21 protein-coding genes and 1 tRNA gene are annotated in these 24720 nt (G+C 44.2%); 20 read left to right on the top strand and 2 right to left on the bottom strand.

What is annotated here, in order from left to right; translation table 11 throughout:
• The first annotated feature begins 43 nt into the window (after positions 1 to 43).
• The 20 genes from JQM82_RS01020 (at position 44) to JQM82_RS00925 (ending at position 22338) form a co-directional block, all read left to right on the top strand.
• Positions 44 to 1075, top strand: a complete 1032-nt coding sequence (locus tag JQM82_RS01020) for an aldo/keto reductase (protein WP_235248011.1) — start codon at positions 44 to 46, stop codon at positions 1073 to 1075.
• Positions 1076 to 1195: 120 nt separating this feature from the next.
• Complete coding sequence (gene spoVT / locus JQM82_RS01015) at positions 1196 to 1744, top strand: stage V sporulation protein T (RefSeq protein WP_235248009.1); 549 nt, start codon at positions 1196 to 1198, stop codon at positions 1742 to 1744.
• 53 nt (positions 1745 to 1797) lie between these two features.
• Positions 1798 to 2172 carry a TIGR04086 family membrane protein gene (locus JQM82_RS01010; RefSeq protein ID WP_235248008.1) on the top strand — a complete coding sequence of 125 codons (375 nt, stop codon included), beginning with the start codon at positions 1798 to 1800 and terminating at the stop codon, positions 2170 to 2172.
• 114 nt (positions 2173 to 2286) lie between these two features.
• Positions 2287 to 2427, top strand: coding sequence for a six-cysteine ranthipeptide SCIFF (scfA, locus tag JQM82_RS01005; RefSeq protein WP_235248007.1), 141 nt, complete (start codon positions 2287 to 2289; stop codon positions 2425 to 2427).
• 89 nt (positions 2428 to 2516) lie between these two features.
• Positions 2517 to 3908: a thioether cross-link-forming SCIFF peptide maturase gene (scfB, locus tag JQM82_RS01000; protein WP_235248006.1), complete on the top strand. Its 1392-nt coding sequence runs from the start codon at positions 2517 to 2519 to the stop codon at positions 3906 to 3908.
• A 34-nt stretch (positions 3909 to 3942) separates the two neighbouring features.
• On the top strand, positions 3943 to 6111 hold the full coding sequence (gene secD, locus JQM82_RS00995) for a protein translocase subunit SecD (RefSeq protein ID WP_235248005.1): 2169 nt from the start codon (positions 3943 to 3945) through the stop codon (positions 6109 to 6111).
• A 79-nt stretch (positions 6112 to 6190) separates the two neighbouring features.
• On the top strand, positions 6191 to 7951 hold the full coding sequence (gene recJ, locus JQM82_RS00990) for a single-stranded-DNA-specific exonuclease RecJ (RefSeq protein ID WP_235248004.1): 1761 nt from the start codon (positions 6191 to 6193) through the stop codon (positions 7949 to 7951).
• A gap of 86 nt (positions 7952 to 8037) precedes the next feature.
• Positions 8038 to 8562 (top strand): adenine phosphoribosyltransferase, encoded by a 525-nt coding sequence (locus tag JQM82_RS00985; RefSeq protein ID WP_235248002.1) that lies wholly within the window; start codon positions 8038 to 8040, stop codon positions 8560 to 8562.
• 36 nt (positions 8563 to 8598) lie between these two features.
• Entirely contained in the window at positions 8599 to 10944 is a 2346-nt protein-coding gene (locus JQM82_RS00980) for a RelA/SpoT family protein (protein WP_235248000.1), read from the top strand.
• Positions 10945 to 10951: 7 nt separating this feature from the next.
• Positions 10952 to 11572 (top strand): MBL fold metallo-hydrolase, encoded by a 621-nt coding sequence (locus tag JQM82_RS00975; RefSeq protein WP_235247999.1) that lies wholly within the window; start codon positions 10952 to 10954, stop codon positions 11570 to 11572.
• A gap of 43 nt (positions 11573 to 11615) precedes the next feature.
• Positions 11616 to 13070, top strand: a complete 1455-nt coding sequence (gene hemZ / locus JQM82_RS00970) for a coproporphyrinogen dehydrogenase HemZ (protein ID WP_235247997.1) — start codon at positions 11616 to 11618, stop codon at positions 13068 to 13070.
• A complete protein-coding gene (hisS, locus tag JQM82_RS00965) occupies positions 13055 to 14326 on the top strand; it encodes a histidine--tRNA ligase (RefSeq protein ID WP_235247995.1) in 1272 nt (423 codons plus the stop codon). The genes hemZ and hisS overlap by 16 nt, the downstream gene beginning before the upstream one ends.
• 48 nt (positions 14327 to 14374) lie before the next feature.
• On the top strand, positions 14375 to 16165 hold the full coding sequence (aspS, locus tag JQM82_RS00960; RefSeq protein WP_235247994.1) for an aspartate--tRNA ligase: 1791 nt from the start codon (positions 14375 to 14377) through the stop codon (positions 16163 to 16165).
• A 144-nt stretch (positions 16166 to 16309) separates the two neighbouring features.
• Positions 16310 to 16382: transfer RNA gene (locus JQM82_RS00955), tRNA-Gly, on the top strand.
• 158 nt (positions 16383 to 16540) lie between these two features.
• Positions 16541 to 17827 (top strand): homoserine dehydrogenase, encoded by a 1287-nt coding sequence (locus tag JQM82_RS00950; RefSeq protein WP_235247993.1) that lies wholly within the window; start codon positions 16541 to 16543, stop codon positions 17825 to 17827.
• A 24-nt stretch (positions 17828 to 17851) separates the two neighbouring features.
• Positions 17852 to 19246: an MATE family efflux transporter gene (locus tag JQM82_RS00945; protein ID WP_235247992.1), complete on the top strand. Its 1395-nt coding sequence runs from the start codon at positions 17852 to 17854 to the stop codon at positions 19244 to 19246.
• A gap of 40 nt (positions 19247 to 19286) precedes the next feature.
• Positions 19287 to 19718 (top strand): MarR family winged helix-turn-helix transcriptional regulator, encoded by a 432-nt coding sequence (locus JQM82_RS00940; RefSeq protein ID WP_235247991.1) that lies wholly within the window; start codon positions 19287 to 19289, stop codon positions 19716 to 19718.
• 44 nt (positions 19719 to 19762) lie between these two features.
• Positions 19763 to 20611 carry a thymidylate synthase gene (thyA, locus tag JQM82_RS00935; RefSeq protein WP_235247990.1) on the top strand — a complete coding sequence of 283 codons (849 nt, stop codon included), beginning with the start codon at positions 19763 to 19765 and terminating at the stop codon, positions 20609 to 20611.
• Between the two features lie 33 nt (positions 20612 to 20644).
• Entirely contained in the window at positions 20645 to 21133 is a 489-nt protein-coding gene (locus JQM82_RS00930; protein ID WP_235247989.1) for a dihydrofolate reductase, read from the top strand.
• Positions 21134 to 21138: 5 nt separating this feature from the next.
• Complete coding sequence (locus JQM82_RS00925) at positions 21139 to 22338, top strand: glycosyltransferase family 4 protein (RefSeq protein ID WP_235247987.1); 1200 nt, start codon at positions 21139 to 21141, stop codon at positions 22336 to 22338.
• An 82-nt stretch (positions 22339 to 22420) separates the two neighbouring features.
• On the opposite strand, the gene glgD is transcribed toward JQM82_RS00925, so the two are convergent.
• Together glgD and JQM82_RS00915 are read right to left on the bottom strand one after the other, a co-directional pair.
• Positions 22421 to 23536, bottom strand: a complete 1116-nt coding sequence (glgD, locus tag JQM82_RS00920; protein WP_235247985.1) for a glucose-1-phosphate adenylyltransferase subunit GlgD — start codon at positions 23534 to 23536, stop codon at positions 22421 to 22423.
• Between the two features lies 1 nt (position 23537).
• Positions 23538 to 24677, bottom strand: a complete 1140-nt coding sequence (locus JQM82_RS00915) for a glucose-1-phosphate adenylyltransferase (protein WP_235247983.1) — start codon at positions 24675 to 24677, stop codon at positions 23538 to 23540.
• Between the last annotated feature and the right edge of the window lie 43 nt (positions 24678 to 24720).

Here is a 24720-nt window from a genome sequence, read left to right as displayed (position 1 = left end):
TGGCTTCTTTTTGTATAATGAAAAAAACAAAAGGGGAAAAAGGATGGGAAAAGTAAGATTAGGATCAACAGGAATTATTGTGAACAAAACCGGGTTTGGGGGACTTCCGATTCAGAGAATCAGTGATGAGGCTGCGGAAAAGCTTTTGTGGATGGCCTATGATGCGGGAATTAATTTCTATGATACCGGAAAAACTTATTCGGACAGCGAAGTAAAGTTGGGAAGAGTTTTGTCCAAAGTAAGGAACAACGTATACATAGCGACAAAAACTCCTGCAAAGAATGCAGAGGATTTCTGGAAGGATCTGGATTCGTCACTGGAAAGGCTGCAGACGGATTACATTGATATTTACCAGTTCCATAATCCTCCGTTTTGTCCAAAGCCGGGAGACGGAACCGGCTTGTATGAGGCGGCGTTGGAAGCAAAAGCACAGGGAAAGATCAAACATATTGGAATATCCAGCCATAAAATACCAGTTGCTGAAGAAGTGATTGCATCTGGGCTGTATGAGGTACTTCAGTTTCCTTTCTGTTATCTTGTGTCGGAAAAAGATATGGAGATTGTGGAAGCCTGCAAAAAAGCGGATATTGGATTTATTGCAATGAAAGCTCTTGCCGGAGGTGTGATCAATAATGCAAAGTCAGCATATGCTTTTCAGGAACAATACGATCATGTTGTTCCGGTTTGGGGAATCCAAAGGGAAAGTGAACTTCGGGAATTCATTTCCTATATGAATCATCCGCCGGTAATGGATGAGGAAATGAAGGCCGTGATAGAGAAGGATATCCGGGAACTGAGCGGGGATTTTTGCAGAGGATGTGGATATTGTCTTCCATGCCCGGCGGGAATTCCGATTAACAACTGTGCCAGAATGTCACTGTTGCTTAGAAGATCTTCGTTGCAGACTTTTCTGGGAGAAGCATGGCAGGAGAATATGAAGAAAATTGAAAATTGTATTAATTGTGGAGCATGTGCCAGCAGATGTCCATATGGATTGAATCCTCCGGAAATGCTTCGCAGAAATTATGAAGACTATAAAGCGGTTTTGGAAGGGAAAGTATCTGTAACTCGGTGAGAAAGAGTGAGATTGTATTCTGACCCGGAAGAAACAGGTATAAAAAACCTCCATTTACAGATACTATTTCCAGAAACGGAAAGTAAAGTAAAAAAGTACTGCAAATGGAGGATTTTTATTATGAAAGCTACAGGCATCGTGAGAAGAATCGATGATCTTGGTCGGGTGGTCATCCCAAAGGAGATCAGGCGAACATTAAGGATCCGGGAGGGGGATCCGCTGGAAATCTTTACAGATCGGGAAGGTGAGATCATCCTGAAAAAATATTCTCCGATTGGAGAATTGTCTACATTTGCCAGACAATATGCAGAAAGTCTGTCTCAGACGGTTGGATGTCTGGTGTGTGTCTGTGATATGGATCAGATCATAGCAGCCTCCGGAAATGGCAGGAAAGAGCTGCAGGATCAGTATATCAGCAGAGCGCTTGAGAAACTTCTGGAGGAGCGAAAATCGATGGCGGCAACATACGGCGAGAAAAAATATGTTCCGCTTACAGATGTGTCAGGGGAAGCATATGTATATGAAGTGATCTGTCCGATCATCTGCGAAGGAGATGTGATTGGAGGTGTAATTCTTCTGTCGAAAGAAGAGAAGAAGAAACTGACCGAAACAGAACAGAAGATGGCATCCTGTGCCGCTGCTTTTCTGGGAAGGCAGATGGAACAATAGAGGAATAAATTGAATTCTCTCATCATAACCTGTGATAGACAAGGAGGGATGGGATGAATAGAAGAATGCAAAAAGATTCCAAAGTGATGTGGGTGCTTAAGTCGCTTCTGGTTGCCTATGTGATTACAGGAATACTGCTGCTCGTGCTTGCAATGGCTTTGTATAAACTGGAATTAAATGAAGGAATCATTCAGGCGGCTGTTACTGCAATCTATGTGGTGTCGACGCTGATTGGAGGAATCGCGATCGGCAAGCTTGCCGGAACCAGAAGATTCCTCTGGGGGCTGGGGATAGGAATCAGCTATTTTGCTCTTCTGCTTCTGATTACGCTTGGAGTATATCACACACTGAAAGGAAGCGGAACCGGCATAGTGACGACTCTGATTCTCTGTGCAGGAGGCGGTATGATCGGAGGAATGATATCTTGAAACGGAGGGAGTTACGAAACACAAATCTTTCACAGGCAATATAAAAGGATTGCGAAAATATTACCAAGATGTTATAATAGCATAAGTTAAGCAAAGGTAAGGAGGGATACGGTCATGAAACATGTGAAATCATTGAACAAACCCATGAACAGTAATCTGAAAAAGAGCGGATGCGGCGAATGTCAGACATCCTGCCAGTCAGCATGTAAGACTTCCTGTACAGTAGGAAACCAGACTTGCGAACACAACAAATAATTTAAAACCATATGGAATACTCGGGACAGCGGTCTTATGGGTCGCTGTTTCTTGTTGTCCATGGATTTATAGAAGGGAGAACAACAGCCTTGATACACCAGTATCGTAATAATGGATATAATATAATCATGGATGTCTATAGTGGATCTGTCCATGTAGTAGATGATGTATGTTATGACGTGATAGAGAAGTTAAACACGCCTGAGGAGGAACCGACGGCGGAATCTTTGAAGCAGCCGGAAGTACTTGAAAAGCTGAATGCAGAACTGGGACAGACCTATGAAGTGGATGAGATCCGGGATGCGCTGGCAGATGTGATTGAGCTGACAGAAGGCGGACAGCTGTTTGTAAAAGATACATATGAATGTATGGTTGATATTGTGAAACAGAGGAAAACGGTTGTAAAAGCACTCTGTCTTCATATTGCCCATGACTGTAATCTTGCATGTAAGTACTGCTTTGCGGAAGAAGGCGAGTACCATGGAAGACGTGCGCTGATGAGCTATGAGGTCGGAAAGAAAGCGCTGGACTTTCTGATTGAAAATTCCGGTAACCGGCATAATCTGGAAGTGGATTTCTTTGGAGGAGAGCCTCTGATGAACTGGCAGGTGGTAAAAGACCTGGTGGCATATGGAAGAGAGCAGGAGAAGATTCATGATAAGCACTTCCGGTTCACGGTTACGACGAACGGCGTATTGCTGAATGATGAGATTCAGGAATTTATCAATAAAGAGATGGATAATGTAGTTTTAAGTCTCGACGGAAGAAAAGAAATCAATGATCAGATGCGTCCGTTCCGAAATGGAAAAGGAAGCTATGACCTGATTGTACCGAAGTTCCAGAAACTGGCGGACAGTCGCAATCAGGAGAAGTATTACATCCGCGGAACATTTACCAGAAATAATCTGGACTTTTCCAATGACATCCTGCATTTTGCAGATCTTGGGTTCAAACAGATGTCCATCGAACCGGTGGTCGGAGACGAAAGTGATCCGTACGCAATCCGCAGGGAAGACCTTCCGCAGATCATGGAAGAGTATGACAAGCTTGCCAAGATCATGATTGAACGTGAAAAAGAAGGAAAAGGTTTTAATTTCTTCCATTTTATGATAGACTTAAACGGTGGGCCCTGTGTTGCCAAGAGACTGTCAGGGTGTGGTTCCGGAACAGAGTATCTGGCAGTGACTCCGTGGGGAGATCTGTATCCGTGTCATCAGTTTGTCGGGCAGGAAGATTTCCTGATGGGAAATGTAGATGACGGTATTGTAAGACCCGGGATTGCAGACGATTTCAGAAGCTGCAATGTATATTCCAAAGAAAACTGCAGAAACTGTTTTGCCAAGTTCTACTGCAGCGGCGGATGCATGGCCAATTCCTATAATTTCCATGGAACAATCCACGATACATATGAGATCGGCTGTGAAATGCAGCGGAAGCGTGTGGAATGTGCGATTATGATAAAAGCTGCGCTTGCAGAGTAATATACCAATCATAAAGGCAGAAAGGAAGTAAAAGATGAAAAAAGGAAAAAGTATACTGAGTCTTGTTCTGACTGGAATCCTGATTGCACTCATGGGATTTACAGTTCTGGTGGGATTCGGTAAAACAGGAACCGGTGCGATGAAAAATATCAAACTGGGACTGGATCTGGCAGGTGGTGTCAGTATCACTTACCAGGTAAAGGATGACAATCCGACGGAAGAAGAGATGAGTGACACGATCTACAAACTCCAGAAGCGTGTGGAACAGTACAGCAATGAGTCCAGCGTATATCAGGAAGGAAAAGACCGTATCAATATTGAGATACCGGGTGTAACAGATGCAAATACGATTCTAGATGAACTTGGAAAACCGGGATCTCTGGAATTCCAGACACAGGACGGAGAGACAGTGCTTACCGGTTCTGATGTAAAGAGTGCGTCAGCAAAATCCGGTGAGGATGATATGGGAAATAAGGAATATTCTGTAGAACTGAATCTGAATGAAGAGGGAACAGAAAAGTTTGCAGAGGCGACAGAAGCGAATGTCGGAAATCAGATTTCCATTATCTATGACGGCGAAGTCATCAGCAGCCCGGTCGTACAGCAGGCAATTACCGGCGGACAGGCTTATATTACCGGAGATTTTACTTATGAAGAGGCGGATGCTCTGGCTTCTACGATCCGTATTGGTGGTCTGAAACTGGAACTGGAAGAGTTACGTTCCAATGTAGTCGGAGCGCAGCTAGGCGAACAGGCAGTCAGTACCAGCTTAAAAGCAGGTGTGATCGGTCTGATCATCATATTCCTGTTTATGATCTGGGTATATTATCTCCCGGGTCTGGCATCCAGTCTTGCCCTGATTATTTATACAGAGATTGTGTTACTGATATTGAATGCATTTAATATCACGCTGACACTTCCTGGTATTGCAGGTATCATCCTGAGTATCGGTATGGCGGTTGATGCGAATGTTATCATCTTTGCGCGTGTACGTGAAGAGATGACGAAGGGAAAGAGCGTCAAGAATTCTCTGAAGACCGGCTTCCAGAAAGCAATGTCTGCGATCGTTGACGGTAATGTTACGACCCTGATCGCGGCAGCGGTACTCTGGTTCAAGGGTTCAGGTACGGTAAAGGGCTTTGCACAGACACTGGCAATCGGTATTATCGTATCCATGTTCACTGCACTGGTGATTACACGTCTGATCGTATTTGCGTTCTATGGAATCGGCTTAAAGAGTGAGAAACTGTACTATCGTCCGAAAAAAGAAAGAACACCGGTCAATTTCCTTGGGAAGAAACATGTGTTCTTTGCAGTATCACTGGCGATCATTTTGATCGGATTTGCAGTGATGGGTGTAAATTCCTCCAGAGGAAACGGAGCACTTGCTTATGGTCTGGACTTCAAGGGCGGTACCTCTACGACGGTAGAATTTGATAAAGATTACACAATTGATGAGATCGATCAGGAGATCGTTCCTGTTGTAGAAGAAGTGACAGGAGATCATAATGTACAGACACAGAAGGTGGCTGGTTCCAACCAGGTGATCATTAAAACAGTGACACTGGAACTGGATCAGCGTGAAGCACTGAATCAGGCACTGGCAGAAAACTTTGGAGTAGATGAATCTACGATAACAGCGGAGAATATCAGTTCTACGATCAGTAATGAGATGCGTCAGGATGCAGTTGTCGCAGTGATCATAGCAACGATTTTTATGCTTCTGTATATCTGGTTCCGTTTCAAAGATGTGCGTTTTGCAACGAGTGCAGTTACAGCATTGCTTCATGATGTATTGGTGGTACTGGCATTCTATGCAGTGACGAGAATCTCAGTTGGTAATACATTTATCGCATGTATGCTGACGATCGTTGGTTACTCCATCAATGCAACCATCGTTATCTTTGACCGTATCCGTGAGGAACTTCATTACCAGACGAAGACAACAGATCTTGCAGAAGTGGTGAATAAGAGTATTACCCAGACCCTTACAAGAAGTATCTATACTTCACTGACAACATTTGTCATGGTAGCGATACTGTTTATCATGGGAGTAAGCTCTATTCGTGAATTTGCAGCACCGCTGATGGCAGGTATCATATGCGGCGGATATTCTTCTGTATGTATTACAGGTGCACTGTGGTATGTAATGAAGGTAAAGATCGGTAAGAAGCCGGCTGTAAAAGGCAATAATAAAAAGTAGGAATAAAATGAAAAGGAAAGAAAGCGGCTGTGACTATTGATGAGGCACGGCTGCTTTTTCGATACAGGGAGAGAAGAAAATGGAACGGTGGACACTTCTGAGGAAAGGTGCGGATTTTGAAAGAATCGGAAAAAAATATGGAATCAGTCCAAGACTCGCATGCCTGATCCGTAACAGAGATGTCATTGGAGATGCAGCCATTGAACGATATCTGAACGGTACAATCGTGGATCTGTACGACGGTATGCTGATGAAAGATATGGGCAAAGCGATTGATATTCTGAGGGAAAAAATAGCAGATGGAAAACGGATCCGCATCATTGGCGATTATGATATCGATGGGGTAAATGCAACGTATATTCTCCTGGAAGGACTGGAAAAAGCAGGTGCTGTTGCAGACAGCGATATTCCGGACCGCATCACAGATGGATATGGATTGAATGTGGATCTGATTGAGCGGGCATATCGGGATGGAATTGATACACTGGTTACCTGTGATAATGGAATTGCGGCAGCAGAAGAGATTGCATATGGAAAACGTCTCGGTATGACGATTATCGTGACAGATCATCATGAGGTTCCGTATGCGGAAGAAACTGGTCAAAAGGTATATCTTCTTCCTCCGGCTGACGCGGTGATCGATCCAAAGCAGCCGGGATGTGCGTATCCATACAAAGGTCTGTGTGGCGCCGCTATTGCCTATAAAGTAGTGGAAGCATTGACAGAGGCTATGGGGGCGGATGCCAGTGATCTGGATTACCTGATTGAGAATGTGGCGATTGCTACAGTCGGAGATGTGATGGATCTGGAGGATGAGAACCGGATCTTTGTAAAAGAAGGTCTTCAGATGCTGCGGCGAACACACAGCTACGGGCTGAATGCGCTGATCGAATGTACTGGTGTGGAAAAAGAACGACTGAATGCCTATCATATCGGTTTCGTGTTGGGACCGTGCATGAATGCCGGCGGGCGGCTGGACACGGCGAAGAGAACACTTAGGCTTCTGCGTGCAGCGGGAAAAAAGGAAGCGGATATTCTTGCGGGAGATCTGAAAGCGCTGAATGACAGCAGAAAAGATCTGACGGATGTGGCGGTAGAAAAGGCAAAGCATCAGGTGGAGGCAACCGGGATGCTTGCGGATCGAGTGCTGGTCATCTATCTCCCGGATTGTCATGAGAGCCTTGCGGGAATTGTAGCCGGCAGAATCAGAGAAACCTATTATCGTCCGGTACTTGTTCTTACAGATTCGGAGTGTGCAGTCAAAGGTTCAGGCAGATCGATTGATGCATACAATATGTATGAGGAACTGAGCAGATGTAAAGAATTATTGTTAAGATTCGGGGGACATAAGCTGGCAGCCGGGATATCACTGGAAAGAAATAATGTAGAGAAGCTTCGTCTTATGTTGAATGAAAATTGTGTCATGACACCGGAAGATCTGATGGAAAAAGTAACGATCGATATGGAACTTCCCTTTTCCTGTGTCAGTGAATCTCTGGTACAGGAACTGTCGCTTCTGGAACCGTTTGGAAAAGGGAATACAAAGCCGGTTTTTGCGGCAAGAAATGTAGAGCTTCTAAGCGGACGGATTCTGGGCAGAAACAAAAACGTTCTGAAGATGCAGGTAAGAGATACAACCTATACGACAATGGAGGCACTTTTGTTTCGTGGTGTGGAAGAGTTTTTGGAATATCTGGAACAGAAGTATGGGAAGCCTGCTGTACATTCATTTTTAAATGGAAAAGATGGCGGAATGTCTGTATCAGTAACATTTTACCCGGATATCAATGAATATCGCGGAAGAGTCACACCGCAGATTGTCATTACACATTATCGATAAACGTGTAGAATTATGCAGAATAATTTGAAAATTACAGGAAGTAATGCTATACTAAATAAGTATTTTAATAGAATGGAGAGATTATCATGAAACCGATAGAAGAATATGTGAGAAGTATTCCGGATTTTCCTGAACCGGGAATTATATTCAGAGATGTAACCAGCGTTCTGCAGGATGCAGACGGACTGGCACTGGCCATCGATCTGATGCAGGAAAAACTTAAGGATGTTGACTTTGATGTGATCGTCGGACCGGAATCAAGAGGATTCATTTTTGGCGTTCCGATCGCGTATAATCTGCACAAACCATTTATACCAATCAGAAAAAAAGGAAAACTTCCGTGTGAAACGGTTTCAATTCGATATGAACTGGAATATGGTACGGCGGAGATTGAGATGCACCGTGACGCGATCAAGCCGGGACAGAAGGTTGTTATCATTGACGACCTGATTGCTACAGGCGGAACCAACGAGGCTATGGTGAAGCTGATCGAAGGACTGGGAGGAGAGGTTGTAAAAACGGTTTTCCTCATGGAACTTGCAGGATTAAAGGGAAGAGAAAGACTTCAGGGATACGATGTGGATTCTGTGATCATCTATCCGGGGAAATAAAAGAAAAGAAAATTTAGAAGGGAAGGAGGCATTAATATGTCAAAGGTAACGACTTATGAATCGCTGGATGACCGTATTGCACCGGAGGCTCTGACGAAAGACAATGCAAAGGGACTTGAAGTAGTGGATGGTCATGCAGTAAAAGATAAGAATGATTATGAGAATCCAGATCGTCTGTATGACATGTTAATTGCCCGTATCCGTAAGTATCATCCATCGACCGATGTTACAATGATTGAGAAAGCGTATGAACTTGCTTCCAAGGCCCACGGAGATCAGAGAAGAAAGTCCGGAGAGCCGTATATTGTACATCCGCTCTGGGTTGCGATCATTCTGGCAGATCTTGAGATGGACAAAGAGACGATTGCTTCAGGCATGCTTCATGACGTTGTGGAAGATACAGAGGTTACTGAAGATGAGATAAAGAGGGAATTTGGAGAAGAGGTGGCGCTGCTTGTAGACGGCGTTACCAAGCTGGGAAGATTGTCATATTCTTCCGATAAATTAGATGTACAGGCAGAAAACTTAAGAAAGATGTTTCTTGCGATGGCAAAGGATATCCGTGTTATTATTATCAAGCTTGCAGACCGTCTGCATAACATGCGTACGCTGCAGTTCATGACGCCTGCAAAGCAGAAGGAAAAGGCGAAAGAGACGATGGATATCTATGCACCGATCGCACAGAGGCTCGGTATATCCAAGATCAAGACAGAGCTGGATGATCTTGCACTGAAGTATTCTCAGCCGGAAGTGTTTTTTGATCTGGTCAGTCAGATCAATGCAAGGAAAACGGAACGGGAAGAGTTTGTTCAGCAGATTGTTGAAGAAGTGTCAACACACATGAAAAATGCCAATATCAAAGCAGAAGTGAATGGGCGTGTCAAACATTTCTTCAGTATCTATAAGAAGATGGTCAATCAGGACAAAACGGTGGATCAGATCTATGATCTGTTTGCTGTGCGGATCATCGTGGATTCTGTGAAAGACTGCTATGCGGCTCTGGGTGTGATCCACGAGATGTATACGCCGATTCCGGGAAGATTCAAGGATTATATTGCCATGCCGAAGCCGAATATGTATCAGTCCCTTCATACAACACTGATGAGTTCGGTAGGACAGCCGTTTGAGATCCAGATCCGTACAGAAGAAATGCATAAGACAGCGGAATATGGTATTGCGGCACACTGGAAATACAAAGAATCCAATGATGGTAAGAAGAGTGTGGAAGCGCAGGAAGAAGAGAAGTTAAGCTGGCTTCGTCAGATTCTGGAATGGCAGAGAGATATGTCAGATAACCGGGAATTTCTGAATCTGATCAAAGGAGACCTGGATCTGTTTGCAGAAGATGTATACTGTTTTACTCCGCAGGGGGATGTAAAAAATCTTCCGAACGGATCTACTCCGATTGATTTTGCATATGCGATTCACAGTGCGGTCGGTAATAAGATGGTTGGTGCCAGAGTCAATGGAAAGCTGGTAAATATTGATTATAAGATCCAGAACGGAGACAGAATCGAGATTCTGACATCTCAGAATTCCAAGGGACCAAGCCGTGACTGGCTGAATATTGTAAAGAGTACACAGGCAAAGAATAAAATCAATCAATGGTTTAAAAAGGAATTTAAGGAAGATAATATCATAAAAGGAAAAGATATGATTGCTGCCTACTGTAAGGCAAAATCAATCAATCCGAGTGATATTATGAATCCAAAGTATCAGGAGGTTGTCCAGAGAAAATATGGATTCAAGGATTGGGATGCTGTACTGGCAGCCATCGGACATGGCGGTCTGAAGGAAGGTCAGGTAGTGAACCGCCTGATGGAGGAGTACAGTAAGGAACATAAGCAGGAGCTTACGAATGAAGTTGTACTGGAGAGAGTCGCAGAGGCAGCCAGAAATAAGGTACACATTGCCAAGTCAAAGAGCGGAATTGTCGTAAAAGGAATCGATGATATGGCAGTCCGTTTCTCCAGGTGCTGCAGTCCGGTCCCGGGTGACGAGATCGTAGGATTTGTGACCAGAGGAAGAGGTCTTTCCATTCATCGTACGGACTGTGTGAATATGATCCATCTGACTGAGGCAGAGCGGGCGCGTCTGATTGAGATTGAGTGGGAAAATGATGTGGCAGATCAGAATGTGGGTCAGTATCTGGCAGAGATTAAGATGTATGCTTATGACAGACAGGGAATGCTGATGGAGATCTCAAAGATCTTTACGGCAGAAGATGTAGATGTCAAATCCATGAATGTTCGAACCAGTAAGCAGGGAACAGCGACGATAGAAACCGGATTTATCGTTCACGGAAGAGAAGAACTGTCTAAAGTGATCAAGAAGCTTCGGCAGATTGAAGGAATCATAGAAATAGAAAGGACGACAGGTTAGAGCGGATATGAAGATTGAGAGATTTGTTACAGGAATAATCAGTACCAATTGTTATCTGGTGATCAATGAAGAAACCAGACAGACTGTTGTTATTGATCCGGCGGATTGTCCGAAATATCTGATGAATCACATTAAGGAAGAGGGATATCAGATAGAGGCAATTCTTCTTACACATGGACATTTTGACCATATGATGGGGATCGATAAGTTTTTAAATGAATTCAAGGTTCCGGTTTATGTACATGAGGATGACGAGGATGCGATGAACGATCCGGGATTGAATCAATCTGCTACTTATACAGCGGGATATACATTTTCCAGGGCACAGTATATCAGAGGAGGGCAGACGCTTTCGATTGCCGGTTACAGGTTTCAGGTGATTCATACTCCGGGACACACCAAAGGAGGCTGCTGTTATTATATAGCAGAGGAAAATGTACTTTTCAGCGGAGATACACTGTTTCAGATGTCTGTCGGACGTACGGACTTCCCGAACAGCAGTACTTCTGATCTGATTCATTCTGTGCGTGATAAGCTTCTGGTGCTGCCGGAAGAGACACATGTGTATCCGGGACATATGGGAGAGACCACGATTGGTTATGAAAAGACCCATAATCCTTATGTATAGGGAGTACGAAGTGTTTGCCTGACTGTCAGAATGGAGAAGAAAGATGATTCAGATTATATGTAAAAGTGAAGCTTATACTTATAATACGTATCATATGATGAAGGCTTTTTATCCGTCTGAGGAGATATCCTGTCAGACGGAGGAAAAAGCCTCTAATTATGTAACGGTAAAGCTGCCAGAGGAGCAGGAAGAAGAGGTACTGCAGATCAAAGAAGAGCAGATCTGTGCCACGGCAGATGAAAGAGAAAAAAAATACCAGATTGATATTCAGCTGTATGATCTGCTGAAAGAAAAAACGGGACGGGAACTTGCGTGGGGAATCCTGACCGGGGTCAGACCAACCAAGATTGCGATGCAGGAGCTGGAAACAGGCAGAAAAGAAGAAGATTTTATCCCCTGGTTTACAGAGGAATTCCGGGTGCGACAAGACAAGGCTCATCTTGCATGGGAGATTGCAAACCGGGAAAAACAGCTCCTGGATCGCCTGGATTATGAAGAAGGGTATAGTCTGTATGTGGGAATTCCGTTCTGTCCGACGGTGTGTACGTACTGTTCCTTCAGTTCCGGATCACTGGAGGCTTGGAAGCATCGAGTGGAGGATTATCTGGAGGCTCTCTGCAGAGAACTTCGTTTTATTGCAGAGCGCTCCAGAGAGAAAAAACTCAATACCATATACATCGGGGGAGGAACGCCTACCACGCTTGACGCAGAACAGCTGGAACGTCTCCTTTCCTGCATCGATACGAATTTTTCAAGAGAATATCTTCTGGAGTATACGGTCGAGGCCGGGCGCCCCGACAGCATTACGGAAGAGAAGCTGCAGGTCATAAAAAGGCATCAGGTCACAAGGATTTCGATCAATCCTCAGAGTATGCAGCAGAAAACGCTGGATGTGATTGGAAGAAGGCATACGGTAGAGCAGATCAAAGAGGCCTATGCACTGGCACGCGAAGTGGGATTTGATAACATTAATATGGATATTATCGCCGGACTTCCGGGAGAAGAGATCCGGGACATGGAAGATACGCTGGAACAGATCACTTTGCTTTCTCCGGACAGCCTGACGGTGCATTCACTGGCGATCAAACGGGCTGCAAAGATGGAGATGAAGGATCTGAATCGGGACACCGGAAAGATGAATGAAACGCTGTCCGGTATGATCGAAGCGGCTCAGAAAGCCGCCAAAAAGATGGAATTATACCCGTATTATCTGTATCGCCAGAAAAATATTGCCGGAAATTTCGAAAATGTTGGTTATGCAAAGGTTGACAAAGCGGGAATATACAATATACTAATTATGGAGGAAAAACAATCCATTATTGCCGCGGGAGCGGGAGCTTCGACCAAGCTGGTTCTGAAGAATCCGGTTCCGGTGCCGGGCAGTAAGAAAAAGAAGACAACACGTCTGATCCGGGTGGAAAATGTAAAAGCAATCGATGCTTATATTGTCCGTATCGATGAGATGATAGAACGAAAAGGAGAATGGTTATGGCATTAAAGAAAAAGCCGGTTACCGGTATGAAAGACATGCTTCCCCGTGAAATGGAGATCCGTGATTATGTCATCCAGCTGATCAAGGATACTTATAAAACGTATGGATTTTCATCCATGGAAACCCCATGTGTAGAGCATATTGAGAATCTGTGCAGCAAACAGGGAGGCGACAATGAAAAGCTGATCTTCAAGATCCTGAAACGAGGAGAAAAGCTGAAGATACAGGAAGCAAAAGAGGAAAATGATGTGGTGGACGGAGGACTTCGTTACGATCTGACCGTACCGCTTGCGAGATATTATGCAAATCACTCTAATGAACTCCCTTCTCCATTTAAGGCCCTTCAGATTGGAAATGTGTGGCGGGCAGATCGTCCGCAGAAAGGGCGCTTTCGTCAGTTCATGCAGTGTGATATCGACATTCTCGGTGAGCCGTCCAATCTGGCAGAGATTGAACTGATCCTGGCGACGACTGCAATGCTCGGCAAGCTGAATTTCAGGAATTTTACAGTATGTATCAATGACCGCAATATCCTGAAAGCGATGGCTGCCTACAGCGGATTCAAAGCAGAAGATTATGACGAGGTGTTCATTATCCTGGATAAGATGGATAAGATTGGAGCTGAAGGGGTTGCCGCAGAGCTGGAAGAGATGGGATATGCAAAAGAGAATGTAGAGACCTATCTGAATCTCTTTGATGAAGTGGCTCCGGATGTATCCGGAATCCGCTATTTAAAAGACAAGCTGGGAGATTTCCTGAGTGATGAGACTGCAGATGGAATGGAAATGATCATTTCCAGTGTGGAAGCAGCAAAAGAATGTGAATTTACAATCAAGTTTGATCCGACATTGGTCAGAGGTCAATCTTATTATACCGGAACGATCTTTGAAGTGACAATGGATGATTTTGGCGGATCTGTTGCCGGAGGTGGTCGTTACGACAAGATGATCGGCAAGTTTACCGGACAGGATACACCTGCCTGTGGATTCTCCATCGGATTTGAGAGAATTGTAATGCTTCTTCTGGAAAATGGTTATGAAGTGCCAAGTGTGAAAATGAAAAAAGCATATCTTCTGGAAAAGAAGATGCCGAAAGAGGGCATGCTGAAGGTACTTGGCATGGCAAAAGCAGACCGTGAGGAAGGAAAACAGGTACTCATTGTGAATATGAAGAAGAACAAAAAGTTCCAGAAGGAACAGCTGATGACGGACGGATATGAAGAGATCGTAGATTGTTATGCGGATTCAGTGGCAGAATTATAAATCAATCAGAATTTTTTAATTCTGAGAAAACAAGAGGAGATAAATGACATGGCAGAGTCAATGCAGGGATTAAAAAGAACGCACAGATGTGGAGAACTGTCCAGTGCAAATGTGGGTGAAAAAGTCACCATTATGGGCTGGGTACAGAAAAATCGTAATAAAGGCGGTCTGGTATTTGTGGATGTCAGAGACCGTTCCGGAATCATTCAGGTTGTGTTTGAGGAAGGAAAGTCAGAGGCAGCACTGATTGAAAAGGCTGCAAAGCTTCGTGCGGAGTTTGTAGTAGCAGTTGTGGGAACCGTAGAAAAACGTTCCGGTGCTGTGAATGAGAATCTGACAACCGGAGAGATTGAGGTGATTCCGGAGGAGCTGAGAGTATTATCAGAATCCGAGACACCGCCGTTCCCGATTGAGGAAAATTCCAAGACAAAAGAGGAAATTCGTCTGAAATACAGATATCTGGATCTTCGCAGACCTGATCTTCAGAGAAACCTGATGATGAGAAGTCAGGTGGCAACACTGACTCGTCAGTTCCTGGCAGAAGAAGGATTTCTGGAGATTGAGACACCGGTACTTATCGGAAGTACACCGGAAGGAGCAAGAGATTATCTGGTGCCAAGCCGTGTGCATCAGGGGCATTTCTATGCATTGCCACAGTCTCCGCAGTTGTTTAAGCAGTTATTAATGTGTTCCGGATATGACCGGTATTTCCAGATTGCAAAGTGCTTCCGTGATGAAGACTTGCGAGCAGACCGTCAGCCGGAATTTACACAGATCGATATGGAGCTCTCTTTTGTCGATGTGGATGATGTAATTGATGTCAATGAAAGACTGCTTGCAAAACTGTTCAGGGAAGTGCTGGGAATCGAGATCACTCTTCCGATCCAGAGAATGACATGGCAGGAAGCCATGGATCGTTATGGATCAGATAAGCCGGATATTCGTTTTGGAATGGAACTTCATAATGTGACAGAGGTGGTAAAAAACTGTGAATTTGCCGTGTTCAAAGGTGCAATTGAAAACGGAGGAACGGTTCGTGGAATCAATGCAAAGGGACAGGGAGCGATGCCGCGTAAGAAGATCGATAAGCTGGTGTCCTTTGCAAAAGATTATGGTGCAAAAGGACTGGCATATATTGCCATTCAGGAAGACGGCACCGTGAAATCTTCCTTTGCAAAATTCATGAGCGAAGAAGAGATGACGGCGCTGATCCAGGCTATGGATGGAGCGAACGGCGATCTTCTGCTGTTCGCTGCCGACAAGAATAAAGTGGTATGGGATGTATTGGGGGCACTGCGTCTGGAGCTGGCGCGTCAGATGGAGCTTCTGGATAAAAATGAGTATAAATTCCTGTGGATCACAGAATTTCCGCTGCTTGAGTGGAGTGAGGAGCAGAACAGATACACTGCCATGCATCATCCGTTCACCATGCCGATGGAAGAGGATCTCCAGTATATTGACAGTGATCCGGGACGTGTGCGCGCCAAAGCTTATGATATCACTTTGAATGGAAATGAGATCGGCGGAGGAAGTGTGAGAATCTTTAATCCGGAGATTCAGAGTAAAATGTTTGAAGTGCTTGGCTTTACACCGGAACAGGCACAGGAACAGTTTGGATTCCTTCTGACAGCATTCAAGTATGGAGTTCCACCTCATGCAGGACTTGCTTATGGACTGGATCGTCTGGTTATGCTGATGGCAAAACAGGACAGTATCCGTGATGTCATTGCATTCCCGAAGGTAAAGGACGCATCTGATCTGATGACAGAAGCGCCGACAAAGGTAGATCCAAAACAGTTGGAAGAACTTGGGCTTGAGATTGTGGCAGAGGAAGAATAAAGAAAATATGTATCAAGATTCGGGTCCGGTGGTGTAAAAACCGTCCGGACTCGAGATTAAAAAAACTTTAAAAAAACTGTTGACAAAGAAAGAGTCTTGTAGTATAGTAGTTATTGTTCTGAGGAACACAAACGAATAAGAAATGCGATAGTAGTACAGTTGGTAGTACGCCACCTTGCCAAGGTGGAGGTCGCGGGTTCGAGTCCCGTCTGTCGCTCTCGGGAAGAAGTTCTTAATTAAAGAGCTTCTTTTTTTGCGTGTCCGGGATTGTCTGAAACAATTTATCGAGTTAACAATATAATTTGAAAAGAACAGTCAGAATATGCTATACTTCTTCTTATGGACAAAATAGTAATTAAAGGATGTGAATCAGATATGAAAAATGAAAAGGTAATAAAGGCGGCGCTTTTAGGACTGGGTACTGTTGGGAGTGGTGTATATAAGCTGACCTGTCGCCAGGCAGACGAGATGGAGCGAAAGACTGGTGCAAAGCTGGAGATTAAGAAGATACTCGTACATAACATGCAGAAAAAGAGAGAAGGAGTGAATCCATCTCTTTTGACGGACTGTTGGGATGATATCATACAGGATGAGGAGATCCGGATCGTCATAGAGGTTATGGGCGGAATTGAGCCTGCAAGGACAAGGATCCTGGAAGCTCTTAATGCAGGCAAACATGTGATTACTGCCAATAAAGATCTGGTGGCGGAATACGGAAGAGAGCTGCTGGATGCGGCAGAAAAGCATGGTGTGGACTTTTTGTTTGAGGCGGCTGTCGCAGGTGGAATCCCGATTATTCGACCTCTGAAGCAATGTCTGGCAGCAAATGAGATAGATGAAGTAATTGGTATTGTCAATGGTACGACCAATTACATTCTGACAAAGATGTTTGAAGAAGGCATGGATTTTGAAGAGGCACTTGCAAAAGCCACTGAGCTCGGATATGCCGAGGCAGATCCGACAGCAGACATCGAGGGGTTTGATGCGGGAAGAAAGGTAGCGATCATGGCTTCAATTGCATTTCATTCCAGAGTGACATTTTCGGATGTGTATACAGAAGGAATTACGAAGATCACTGCAAGAGATATCTTTTATGCAAAAGAATTCGGAAGTGTGATCAAGCTTCTGGGAACTGCACATAATACGGAAGGGGGAATCGAGGTTGCGGTATATCCGATGATGATTGCGCAGGAGCATCCGCTGGCATCAGTAAGAGATTCTTTTAATGCAGTTTTTGTACATGGAGATGCGGTAGATGATGTCATGTTCTATGGAAGAGGCGCAGGAGAATTCCCGACTGCAAGCGCAGTGATGGGAGATGTTATAGATGTGATCCGTGATATCCAGTATCACTGTACAGGAAGAATCAGTTGCACCTGCTATCGTAATACACCGATCAAATCGATTGATGAAGTGAAAAATAAATTCTTCCTTCGTATGCAGGTGGAAAACAAGCCGGGAGTACTTGCAGCAATTGCAAGTGTATTTGGAGAGCATAAAGTAAGCATTTCCAAGGTAATCCAGAAAATAGTTGCTGAAGATACAGCCGAACTTGCAATCGTAACAGATACTGTCAAGGAGTATCATATGAAGGACGCGCTGGAATATCTGAAAAAGCTCGATACCGTGCGGGATATCTGCAGCGTGATACGGGAGTATTAATGAACTGTAAAGAGAGTGTGAATTATGGAGAATACAGAGAAGAATCAGAATCCGCTTGCGACGGAGGAAGAGGGCCGGCTGATTGCGAAGTTTGCCATTCCTGCAATCATCAGTATGCTGGTCAGTTCTCTTTATAATATCGTAGATCAGATCTTTATCGGGCAGGGAGTCGGAATGCTGGGCAATGCCGCGACCAATATCGCGTTCCCTATTTCGATCATCTGTACAGCAACGGCACTATTACTGGGAATCGGAAGTGCTTCCAACTTTAATCTGGAGTCGGGAGCAGGAAGAAGGGAAGATGCCTGCAGAGTGATCGGAACGGGATTATCGCTGCTGGTAATCTGTGGAATGATAATTGCAGTGTGTGTGCTGCTGTTTTTAAACCCGCTTTTACATGTATTTGGGGTAACTGAAAATGTTCTGCCATATGCACAGGATTATGCGAGAATTACAGCATTGGGTATTCCGTTTCTGATTCTGACAACGGGCGGCAATCATATGATCCGTGCGGACAGAAGTCCGACCTATTCTATGGTATGTATGCTGACCGGAGCTGTGATCAATACCATTCTGGATCCTACGTTTATCTTTGTGTTCCACTGGGGCATTAAGGGTGCGGCATGGGCAACCGTTATCGGCCAGATCATATCTGGTGTGATGGTGATTGTGTATTTTCTGCGATTCAGAAAAATGGATCTGAAAAAGGAAATGTTAAGGCCCAGATTGAAAAGATTTAAGATGATAGCGTCCCTTGGAATGGCATCCTGTATCAACCAGATCGCGATGGCGGTTGTGCAGATTACCATGAATAACACACTTCGTCATTATGGAGCTGCTTCCGCATACGGAGCTGACATTCCGCTGGCGTGCGTCGGAGTGATATCAAAGGTCAATATGGTCTTTATGGCGATTGCAATCGGAATCTCGCAGGGATGTCAGCCAATCTGGGGATTTAACTATGGGGCAGGACTGTATCACAGAGTCAGAAAAACATATACGACAGCATTTCAGTATGCATTTCTGGTTGGAGTCGTGTTTTTTCTGGGATTTCAGTTTTTCCCGGAGCAGATTGTCGGAATTTTTGGAACGGGAAGCAAGGAATATTTTCAGTTTGCATCAAGATATTTTCGGATTTTTATGTTTATGACGTTTCTGAATGGGATCCAGCCGATGTCTTCCGGATTCTTCACCTCGATCGGAAAGGCAAAACTTGGAATTGTTGTATCTCTGACGAGACAGGTGATCTTTCTGCTTCCACTGGTGTTGATCTTCCCTGCTTTTATGGGAATTGATGGCGTGATGTATGCAGGCCCGATCGCAGACGGTGCAGCAGCTGTAGTGGCAATCGGATATGCAGTCCGTGAGCTGCGTGTGATGAAACGGCTGGAAAAAAATGCGATTGCGCGGGATAGATGAATATGTTAGAATAAGCTGATTAATGGAAAGAAGGAGAGATATGAAAGAACGGCAGACACTGGGATTTATGTTTAAGCAGATCAATAATGTGTATGAAAAAGATTTTAATAACCGGCTGAGAAAGCTTGGTATCACAGCTTCCCAGTGTGCAGTCCTTGATTATCTTTTCAACAGTAGCAAGGAAGAAGTGAATCAGAAGGATATTGAAAAGGCACTGTGCCTGAAGAATCCGACGGTCACAGGAATCTTGAAGAGACTGGATGAAAAGGGATTCATTCTGGCAGTTCCAAGTAATAAGGATAAAAGATGCAAAAATATCTATCCGACAGAGAAAGCTTATGACATTCAGAGACGCATGGAAGCCGACAGAAAGAAGATAGATAAAAATCTGACTCTGGGAATGAACAAAAAGGAAAAAGAAGCTCTGGAAAAGATGCTGGAAAGAGTCCTGTATAATATTAGTGATCCATAAAGCTTCAGTTCACAGTCACATAGAAAAAAAGGAGAATGCGAAGTATGAGTTATGCGGACAGAGTCTTTATTGACATGTGCAGAGATATTATTGATAACGGAACGGATACACAGGGAGAAAAGGTGCGTCCGGTCTGGGAAGATGGGACAGCGGCATATACGATAAAAAAATTTGGAGTGGTTAATCGCTATGATCTGTCAAAAGAGTTTCCGGTACTCACACTCCGGAAAACGGCGATCAAAAGCTGTACGGATGAACTGTTGTGGATCTGGCAGCAGAAATCCAATAATATTCATGATCTGCACAGCCATATCTGGGACAGCTGGGCGGATGAGGATGGTTCGATCGGAAAAGCCTATGGTTACCAGATGGGAGTAAAGCACCAATATAAAGAAGGAATGTTTGACCAGGTGGACAGGGTTATCTATGATCTGAAACATAATCCCTACAGCCGAAGAATCATGACGAATATCTATGTGCATCAGGATCTGCATGAGATGAATCTGTATCCGTGTGCATACAGCATGACATTCAATGTTACGAAAAAAACGGGTCATGAAAAACTGACATTGAACGGAATCCTGAATCAGCGATCCAATGATGTACTTGCCGCAAATAACTGGAATGTATGCCAGTATGCGGTGCTTCTTCACATGCTGGCACAAGTGTGTGATATGGAAGTTGGAGAGCTCGTTCACGTGATTGCAGATGCACATATCTATGATCGACATGTCCCGTTGATAGAGAAACTGATCAGAAGAGAGCCACTTCCGGCACCTGAGTTCTGGCTGAATCCGGACGTAAAGGATTTTTATGATTTTACCAGAGATGATGTGAAGTTGATCAATTATGTGACGCATGAACAGATCAAAGATATACCGGTTGCGATCTAGCAGAAATCTTGCAGAGTACAGGAGGAGAGAAAGATGAATCTGATTGTTGCAGTAGACAGAAATTGGGCGATTGGAAAAGAGAATAAATTACTGGTTAGTATTCCGCAGGATATGAAGTTTTTCCGGGAACAGACCACAGGAAAAGTAGTTGCAATGGGTAGAAAGACACTGGAAAGCTTTCCGGGCGGTCAGCCGCTGAAGAACCGCGTGAATATTGTACTGACTTCTGATCCTGAATATCACGTGAACGGAGTCATTGCCGTTCATACGATAAAAGAGATGATGGAAGAGCTGAAAAAATATGAATCAGAGGATATCTTTGTGATCGGAGGCGAGAGTATCTACAGGCAGCTCCTTCCATATTGTCACAGGGCTTATGTGACAAGGATTGATCATGCATATGATGCAGATACCTATTTTCCGAATCTGGATGAAGACCCACAGTGGAAGATGACAAAGATCAGTGATGAACAGACATATTTTGATCTTGAATATGTATGTACGATATACGAAAGAGTGTAGAGAAGATGAAGATATTAAGTGTTACTGCGCAGAAACCCAACAGCACAGGAAGTGGAATCTATCTTACAGAGCTTGTAAAAGCGATGGATGAAGAAGGACATGAACAGGCAGTTGTTGCTGGTATCAATAGAGAAGATGCAATCGAATTGCCGGATAGAGTGGGATTCTATCCGGTTTATTTTGAACAGGAGGATCTGCCATATCCGATCGTGGGAATGTCGGATGAGATGCCATATGTCAGTACCAGATACTGCGATCTGACCCCCGAAATGACGGAGCAGTTTAAAAATGCATTTGTAACAGTGCTGAAAAAGGCGGTGGAAGAGTTGGATCCGGATGTGATTCTGTGTCACCATCTGTATCTTCTGACAGCGATTGTCCGGGAGCATTTTCCAGGGCGGAGAGTTTATGGATTCTGCCACAATACAGATCTCAGGCAGATGCAGAAAAACAGTCTGAAAACAGAATACATTCGTACACAAATCTGTGCACTGGACCGGGTATATGCGCTTCAACATGCACAGAAGGTGAAGATCCTTGAGATCTATGGGCTGGATTCTGCGAAGGTTCAGGTTGTTGGTACAGGTTATAATAGTGAGGTGTTTCGGACAGACGGACCCAAAAAGAGCAGTCTGGATGGAAAAATCCGGATTGCATATGCCGGTAAGATCGCAGAGAAGAAGGGCGTCATGAGTCTGATGAGAGCGCTGCGCCAACTGCCGTACCGGGAAGAGGAACTGGAAGTTCTGCTTGCAGGGGGAGCCGGAAACCAGAAAGAATATCAGGAGATCGTAGAGTTGTCGAAGCTTTGTGTGTGCAGGGTAAAATTCCTTGGTAAACTGACACAGCCGGAGCTCGCAAAAGTATATAATGCATGTGATATCTTTGTGCTGCCCTCGTTTTTTGAAGGACTTCCGCTGACGGTGATTGAAGCACTGGCCTGTGGTGACCGGGTGGTCATGACAGAGATTCCGGGAATCCGGGAGTGGATGGAAGATACAGTGCCTGGAGCGGATATCAGATATGTACAGCTTCCGGAGATGAAAAATACAGATGAACCAGTTTTGGATGAACTTCCGGCATTTGAACGCAGACTCAAAGATGTACTGGAAGAGTGCATAGAAGCTGGAGAGACGAAATCTGCAGATGTGAGTAATATTTCGTGGAAAACGATTGCATGTGAGGTTGTAAGAGAAGGAATATAAGGTTTTTTAGATAAACGGGCCGGTACAAAAGTGGCATCTGGTTAGAGCCACTTTTGTACCGGCCCGTTATTATTAAAATGGTTTACAGTACATCGTATCTTCTTACATAACCCGGTTTCTCCGAATCAGAGATCAGTTCTTTTGCATGTGTTACCTTTGCATTTTTATCAATAACCTGATTTTCAATGTACACATCTTCACCGATGAGAGCACCAGGTAATATTACACTGTTTTTAACCACAGCACCTTTTTTGATAACACAGCCACGACCAATTACGGAATTCTCGATGGATCCTTCAACAAGGCATCCGTTGGAAACGACAGAAGTTTTTACATCTGCGCTCTCAAAATACTGAGTCGGGCAGGAGTCGTTGGTTCTTGTGTAGATCGGCCAGTCAGGATCGAATAAAGCCTGAGCTGCCTTGAAATCGATCAGTGAAAGGTTGGCATCATAGTAGCTCTTGAAATCCGGAATCGCTGCAAAATAGCCTCTGTGGGAGATGCCACGGATATCCAGATCTTCACATGATGCATTGACGATATCTGCAAAAGTGAAAGCAGAAGATGTCTTTTTTGCTTTGTAGATCAGGTCGATAAACAATTCCTTCTTCATAACATATGTATCCATGAAGATATTTTTGTTTTTTGCACTTCCATGATTGGATTCGATGGATAATACACCTTTCTGGCGATTCAGATTCAAAGTATTGCAGTTGATAAATGATTCTTTTGCATTATCAACAGAATGGTATAATAATGTGATATCTGCTTCGGAATCGATATGAGCCTGAAGCAGCTTGTTATAATCAGCGGTGTAGATCATATAGCTTGGTGCAATGATTACATACGGACTGCGCTCTTTCTCGATATATTCCATATTTTCGATATAAGCGGCGATATCGTTATTATAGATACTTAAGTTCATTCCGAGATCAGAATAAAGAATCCGGATACTTCCGCTCTTGGAGTTAATGTTATAGTGGCGTCCACTGCCGACATGAGCAGTCAGAGACTGCGGTTTTCTTCTTATATAGACCTGAATGTGGTCAATTCCACTGTTGCTCATATTAGAGATCGGGAAGTCAATGACACGATAACGTCCCAGGAAGGAGAAGGCTCCTACCGGACGGTATTCCTGCATTCCTTCCACCTGCACATGATTTCCGGCGAAACTAACAATTCCGAATGCTTTTGCCATATTATTCTACCCCCTTTACGCGTTTGGAAACCAGTTCGATATGTTCACTGTCTGCACTTCCGACTACAGCACCTGCCCCGATCTTTACATTGTCCGCAACCAGAGCACGGGTTACAATTGCACCGTCTTCTACGACAACACCCGGCATCAGGACGCTGTCGATGATCTTAGCGTCTTTTCCGACCTTTGCGCCGGTGAACAATACGGAATTCTTTACCTCTCCGTCAACAACACATCCCTGTGTAATGAATGCACGGTCAATCTTTGCATTTGGTCCGACATACTGCGGAAGACAGGTTACATCCTCGGTGTAGATCTTCCAGGAAGAATCATGCAGGTCGAGCTCGTTGTTCTTGTTGAGAAGATCCATATTAGCTTCCCAGAGAGAATCAATGGTTCCTACATCTTTCCAGTATCCTTTGAATTTGTATGCATATAATTTTCTTCCGTCATTCAGAAGGGCAGGAATGATATCCTTTCCAAAGTCGTGGTTAGAATCCGGATTCTTCATATCGGCAACCAGCATCTTGCGCAGAAGCTTCCAGTTGAATATGTAGATCCCCATAGAGGCAAGGTTGCTCTTTGGATGCTCAGGCTTCTCTTCGAACTCTACGATCTGTCCCGCTTCATCGGTATTCATGATTCCAAAACGGCTGGCTTCTTTCATAGGAACCTCGATTACAGCGATTGTTGCATCCGCATTCTGTGCTTTGTGCTCTTTCAGCATCTTATCGTAGTCCATCTTGTAGATGTGGTCTCCGGATAGAACAAGGATATATTCCGGAGAATAAGAGTCGATGAAATCGATATTCTGAGAGATGGCATCTGCAGTTCCACGGTAAACATCCAGATTGACATCCGCTTTCTCACGAGGCGGCAGAACAAATACACCGCTATCTTTGGCATCAAGTCCCCAACGTCTTCCGGCAGCAACATAACTGTTTAAAAGAATAGATTCATACTGTGTAAGTACACCAACGACATCAATTCCACTGTTTGCACAGTTACTGAGTGGGAAATCGATAATGCGATATTTGCCGCCATAAGAAACGGCTGGTTTTGCAACTTTATTTGTCAGTTCGTGAAGACGTGAGCCTCTACCACCGGCTAATATCATCGCTAACATACTGTTGTGTTTCATGATAAATCCTCCCTTAACTTCTGGTATTTATATTGTATAATTT

This window comes from Faecalicatena contorta (genome assembly GCF_021531995.1).
Lineage (GTDB): Bacteria > Bacillota > Clostridia > Lachnospirales > Lachnospiraceae > Dorea_A > Dorea_A contorta_A.
The sequence above is the reverse complement of the archived record's forward strand: the minus strand, read 5'-3'. Positions and strand labels throughout refer to the sequence as shown.

Coding starts and splice junctions, on each gene's coding strand:
- JQM82_RS01020 (WP_235248011.1), top strand. CDS start 44: ATGGGAAAAGTAAGATTAGGATCAACAGGAATTATTGTGAACAAAACC.
- spoVT (WP_235248009.1), top strand. CDS start 1,196: ATGAAAGCTACAGGCATCGTGAGAAGAATCGATGATCTTGGTCGGGTG.
- JQM82_RS01010 (WP_235248008.1), top strand. CDS start 1,798: ATGAATAGAAGAATGCAAAAAGATTCCAAAGTGATGTGGGTGCTTAAG.
- scfA (WP_235248007.1), top strand. CDS start 2,287: ATGAAACATGTGAAATCATTGAACAAACCCATGAACAGTAATCTGAAA.
- secD (WP_235248005.1), top strand. CDS start 3,943: ATGAAAAAAGGAAAAAGTATACTGAGTCTTGTTCTGACTGGAATCCTG.
- recJ (WP_235248004.1), top strand. CDS start 6,191: ATGGAACGGTGGACACTTCTGAGGAAAGGTGCGGATTTTGAAAGAATC.
- JQM82_RS00985 (WP_235248002.1), top strand. CDS start 8,038: ATGAAACCGATAGAAGAATATGTGAGAAGTATTCCGGATTTTCCTGAA.
- JQM82_RS00980 (WP_235248000.1), top strand. CDS start 8,599: ATGTCAAAGGTAACGACTTATGAATCGCTGGATGACCGTATTGCACCG.
- JQM82_RS00975 (WP_235247999.1), top strand. CDS start 10,952: ATGAAGATTGAGAGATTTGTTACAGGAATAATCAGTACCAATTGTTAT.
- hemZ (WP_235247997.1), top strand. CDS start 11,616: ATGATTCAGATTATATGTAAAAGTGAAGCTTATACTTATAATACGTAT.
- hisS (WP_235247995.1), top strand. CDS start 13,055: ATGGTTATGGCATTAAAGAAAAAGCCGGTTACCGGTATGAAAGACATG.
- aspS (WP_235247994.1), top strand. CDS start 14,375: ATGGCAGAGTCAATGCAGGGATTAAAAAGAACGCACAGATGTGGAGAA.
- JQM82_RS00950 (WP_235247993.1), top strand. CDS start 16,541: ATGAAAAATGAAAAGGTAATAAAGGCGGCGCTTTTAGGACTGGGTACT.
- JQM82_RS00945 (WP_235247992.1), top strand. CDS start 17,852: ATGGAGAATACAGAGAAGAATCAGAATCCGCTTGCGACGGAGGAAGAG.
- JQM82_RS00940 (WP_235247991.1), top strand. CDS start 19,287: ATGAAAGAACGGCAGACACTGGGATTTATGTTTAAGCAGATCAATAAT.
- thyA (WP_235247990.1), top strand. CDS start 19,763: ATGAGTTATGCGGACAGAGTCTTTATTGACATGTGCAGAGATATTATT.
- JQM82_RS00930 (WP_235247989.1), top strand. CDS start 20,645: ATGAATCTGATTGTTGCAGTAGACAGAAATTGGGCGATTGGAAAAGAG.
- JQM82_RS00925 (WP_235247987.1), top strand. CDS start 21,139: ATGAAGATATTAAGTGTTACTGCGCAGAAACCCAACAGCACAGGAAGT.
- glgD (WP_235247985.1), bottom strand. CDS start 23,536: ATGGCAAAAGCATTCGGAATTGTTAGTTTCGCCGGAAATCATGTGCAG.
- JQM82_RS00915 (WP_235247983.1), bottom strand. CDS start 24,677: ATGAAACACAACAGTATGTTAGCGATGATATTAGCCGGTGGTAGAGGC.